At 61.0% G+C, this 4,288-nt stretch carries 6 protein-coding genes; all 6 read left to right on the top strand.

The window, feature by feature from the left end; all coding sequences use genetic code 11:
• The coding region (locus ACXJKR_RS25665) for a hypothetical protein (protein ID WP_457325211.1) at nt 1-480 on the top strand (480 nt) is incomplete at its 5' end.
• A 7-nt stretch (nt 481-487) separates the two neighbouring features.
• Nucleotides 488-1,096, top strand: a complete 609-nt coding sequence (locus ACXJKR_RS25670; protein WP_457325212.1) for a CatB-related O-acetyltransferase — start codon at nt 488-490, stop codon at nt 1,094-1,096.
• On the top strand, nt 1,093-2,232 hold the full coding sequence (locus ACXJKR_RS25675; RefSeq protein ID WP_457325214.1) for a glycosyltransferase family 4 protein: 1,140 nt from the start codon (nt 1,093-1,095) through the stop codon (nt 2,230-2,232). The genes ACXJKR_RS25670 and ACXJKR_RS25675 overlap by 4 nt, the downstream gene beginning before the upstream one ends.
• A gap of 108 nt (nt 2,233-2,340) precedes the next feature.
• On the top strand, nt 2,341-3,474 hold the full coding sequence (locus ACXJKR_RS25680; RefSeq protein WP_457325215.1) for an N-acetyl sugar amidotransferase: 1,134 nt from the start codon (nt 2,341-2,343) through the stop codon (nt 3,472-3,474).
• A complete protein-coding gene (gene hisH, locus ACXJKR_RS25685) occupies nt 3,471-4,100 on the top strand; it encodes an imidazole glycerol phosphate synthase subunit HisH (protein ID WP_457325216.1) in 630 nt (209 codons plus the stop codon). The genes ACXJKR_RS25680 and hisH overlap by 4 nt, the downstream gene beginning before the upstream one ends.
• Nucleotides 4,094-4,288 (top strand): HisA/HisF-related TIM barrel protein (locus ACXJKR_RS25690; RefSeq protein WP_457325217.1); only part of this gene is annotated, 195 nt, incomplete at its 3' end. The genes hisH and ACXJKR_RS25690, both read left to right, overlap by 7 nt.

Raw genomic sequence — 4,288 nt, forward strand, 5'->3', positions numbered from 1 at the left:
CTCGTGGCCGCCGCTGCAGCCGCACTGCCCTTGCTGGCCGACCTGTATCCCGAGAGCCGCACGATCTTCCTGTTCCTCGACTACAGCGACGACCTCTCCAAGCTTGAGCGTGCCCGCATGCTGTATGACGGCTGGAAAAGCATCCAGGAAAGTCCTTGGGTCGGTGCCCTGGGTAGCCATAAGCCTGGCGAGCACATTCACAACGCGCTGTCCGCGTGGGTCGACCTAGGGCTCCCTGGTTTCGCGGCCTATGTAGCACTCATCGTGCTGCCCCTCATCGACCTCTGCCTGTTGCGACGTGCGGATCTCAACGACCCGGACTATCAGCTAGCTGTGTCGTTTGCTTTTCTGGTGGCACTGTTCGCGATCACCGCCAAACACTACACGCACCAGCTGCTACCTCTGGCCGTCGGTGCCTATGCACGCTATTTGATGATGCATCGCCATGGCGGCGCATCGGCGCAGCTCCGCTCGGCCTAAGCGCATCATGCTTACCTACCTTTGGTCCAAGTTTCTGAAGATCGCTCGTGGTGCAGCGATCCGTGACAGCACGATCCACCGCACTTCACGCGTTCATGCCGGAAGCGCCGTAATCAGTTGCCATGTGGACCGGCATTCATTCATCGGCTATGAGTGCGCGCTGCTCAACGTGGAGGTGGGGCCGTTCTGCTCGCTAGGCAGCCATATTCGCATCGGCGGCGTTGGTCACCCGAGCCATTTCGTATCGACGAGCCCGGTTTTTCTCTCACACAAGGACAGCGTAAAGGCCAAGTTCGCAAGGCACGAGTACCTACCCTCGCTCAGAACGACTATCGGTKCCGACGTCTGGATAGGTGACGGCGCCTATATCAAGGCAGGGGTCCACGTCGGCCATGGTGCGATTGTCGGCATGGGCGCCGTCGTGACCCGCGACGTCACGCCATACGCAGTTGTCGCAGGCAACCCGGCGCGGGTGATCCGCAATCGATTTGAGGCTCCCRTCATTGACGGCCTGCTTCAGAGCCAGTGGTGGAACTGGCCTGAGGAAACGCTGAGTGAGTTCGGCCCTGTCATGAACGACCCTCATGCATTTCTCGCGAAGCTGCACAGCAAATGAAGATCGTCCACGTCTGCCTTTCTTGCTTCTACATTGATGGATACGGCTACCAAGAGAATCRCCTCCCGGCCGAACACGTCAAGGATGGCCATGACGTCACGATCATCGCGTCGACGGAATCATTCGACGAGCAGCGCATGCCCTGCTATTTGCAGCCTGGTGACTACATGGGCACCGACGGTGCGCGCGTCATTCGGCTGCCCTATCGAAGGTTCATCCCCACCAAGCTGGCCCCAAAGATTCGAGCCTATCCGGGCGTGCGCCCACTTCTGGACGCACTCAGCCCGGACGTCATCCTCTTTCATGGCCTGTGCGCGTGGGAACTGTTGACGGTGGCCCAGTACGTCCGGGAACACCCTCAGGTCAGGCTCTTCGCAGACTGCCACGAGGACTTCAACAACAGTGCTCGCGGTTGGATTTCCAAGTACCTCCTGCATGGCGCGTTCTACCGGCCGATCCTGCGCAGCGCCCTAGACGTGGTGAAGGAGGTTCTCTGCATCACAGTCGAGTCGATCCAGTTTTCCGAGCAGTTCTACAAGGTGCCCAAGGACAAGATCGTGCTGTTCCCTCTCGCCGGGCACATCCATGGTGACGAGGACTACGAAGCACGACGTCAGCGCGTCCGAGAACTGCATGGAGCAGGGCCTGGCGATGTCGTGATTGTTCAATCAGGCAAAATCACGGCCAACAAACTATTGCCGAGAGCTCTGCGCGCCTTCATTKGGACGCCCGCTGAACACCTGAAGTTCTGGATCRTCGGCCAAGTTGTTGACGATCAAAAAGAGTGCCAGGCTTTGATCGATTCGGATCCGCGAATCGCGTTTCTCGGCTGGAAGTCGCCGGATGAGTTGGAGGACATCCTTTGTGCGGCGGACGTCTTCTTGCAGCCCAAAGGGCAGACCGCCACGACCCAGACGAGCATGTGCTGCCGCTGCGCAATCCTGGTCGATGACGTCCCCAGTCACCGCGCACTTTTCGTGGACAACGGTTTCCTGATCAATGAACGTACGACGTTGGCGAACAGTTTGACAGCGATTGCCGTGGCCCCGGAGGCCGTCGATGCCATGAAAAAGAGATCTCTCCAATTCGCGCGTGAGCATCTGGACTACGCCCAACTCGCCAAGCGAATCCGTTGATCCGCGAAAGACCGACAGACAACTACTGAGTGCCACGGCCTTCAACAGTCCTTTCAGGCACCAACAAGGCGAACTCCGAAGTCGCTATATCCAACTGGTTTTTCCAAAATGCGCCCTTACCAAATCTGTTCCAACTGCATCATGGACACGTCCGACTCCGGCATCGTGTTCGACGAGCGCGGCTGGTGCGACTACTGCAACAACTACCACCGCAACGTCCTGCCCAACTGGCACACCGACGAGCGCGGTGAGCGCGAGATCATGGCGCAGGTCGAGCAGATCAAGCGCGACGGCAAGGGCAAGGACCATGACTGCCTGATCGGCCTGTCCGGTGGCGTCGACAGCTCCTATGTGACCTATCTGGCCAAGGAAAAGTTCGGCCTGCGTCCGCTGCTGTATCACGTCGACGCCGGCTGGAACTCGCAGCAGGCGGTCAACAACATCGAGAAGCTGGTCGACGGCCTGGGGCTGGATCTTTTCACCGAGGTCATCGACTGGCCCGAGATGCGTGACCTGCAGCTGGCCTTCTTCAAGGCCCAGGTGCCGCACCTGGACACGCCGCAGGACCACGCCTTTTTCGCGGGCCTCTACAACTTCGCGGCCAAGAACAACGCGAAATACATCCTGACCGGTGCCAACTACTCGACCGAGTGCGTTCGCGAGCCGCTGGAGTGGCATTACCACGCGTCCGACGTGCGCCAGCTCAAGGACATCCACCGCCGTTTCGGCACGCGGCCGCTGAAGAAGTTCCCGCTCGCGGGCATCTTCCGCTTCAAGATCTACTACCGCTTCTTCAAGGGCGTGCAGGTCGTCAAGCCGCTGAACTGCGTGCCCTTCTACAAGGAAGCGGCCATGGACGAACTGGTGGACAAGTTCGGCTGGCAGAAGTACGCGCACAAGCACTACGAGTCGCGCTTCACGCGCTTCTACGAGGGCTACTGGCTGCCCAGCAAGTTCGGCTACGACAAGCGCCGCGCGCATTTCTCCAGCCTGATCCTGACCGGCCAGCTCAAGCGCGAGGACGCGCTCGCCAAGATCGCCATCCCCGCCTATGACGAGGAAACGCTGGCGCATGACTTCGAATACATCGCCACCAAGCTCGGCCTGACCGTCGCCGAGTTGCAGGCGCTGCACCGCGGCGAGCCCAAGACGTACAAGGACTACGCCAACGACATGGCCATCATCGATCTCGGCACCCGGGTGCTGCGCGCGCTCGGCGTGCAAAGGGCCATCATTCGATGATCACCATCGTCAGCTACGGCGTCGGCAATATCGGTGCGCTGGCCACCATGTACAAGCGCATGAGCATCCCCACGCGCTTCGCGACGACGGCCGCCGAGATCGAGGACGCCACGCATGTCATCCTGCCGGGCGTCGGCGGTTTCGACGATGCGATGAACCGTCTCAACGCCTCCGGGCTGCGCGAGCCGCTGGATGCGATGGTCGCCCGTGGCGGCGTGCCGGTGCTGGGCATCTGCGTGGGCATGCAGATGCTCGGTGAGTCCAGCGACGAGGGCCAATGCCGCGGCCTGGGCTGGGTTCCCGGCCAGGTGAAGCATTTCGACAGCACCGGCAGAACAGCCGGCCTGCCGCTGCCGCACATGGGCTGGAACGACGTGAACCCGGTTGCCGGCACGCCGCTGTTCAAGGGCCTTGAGACCGACGCGCGCTTTTACTTTCTGCACTCCTATTACTTCGAGTGCAGCGACCCGACCCATGTCGCTGCTCGCGCCGAGTACGGCTCGACGTTCGCGGCTTCGGTGCGCAATGGCTGCATCTACGGCATGCAGGGCCACCCCGAGAAGAGCCACCATTGGGGCGCGGCCATGCTGAAGAACTTCGCCGAACTGGAGTCTTCGACATGCTGAGGCCGCGCATCACCCCCTGCCTGCTCGTGCACGAGGGCGGCCTCGTGAAGACCGTCGGCTTCAAGGACCCGAAGTACGTCGGCGACCCGATCAACGCGGTCAAGATCTTCAACGAGAAGGAAGCCGACGAGCTCGTCGTCCTCGACATCGACGCGACGCGCAACGGCGTCGAGCCCGACTACAAGCTG

Source organism: Roseateles sp. P5_E11 (assembly GCF_054049355.1).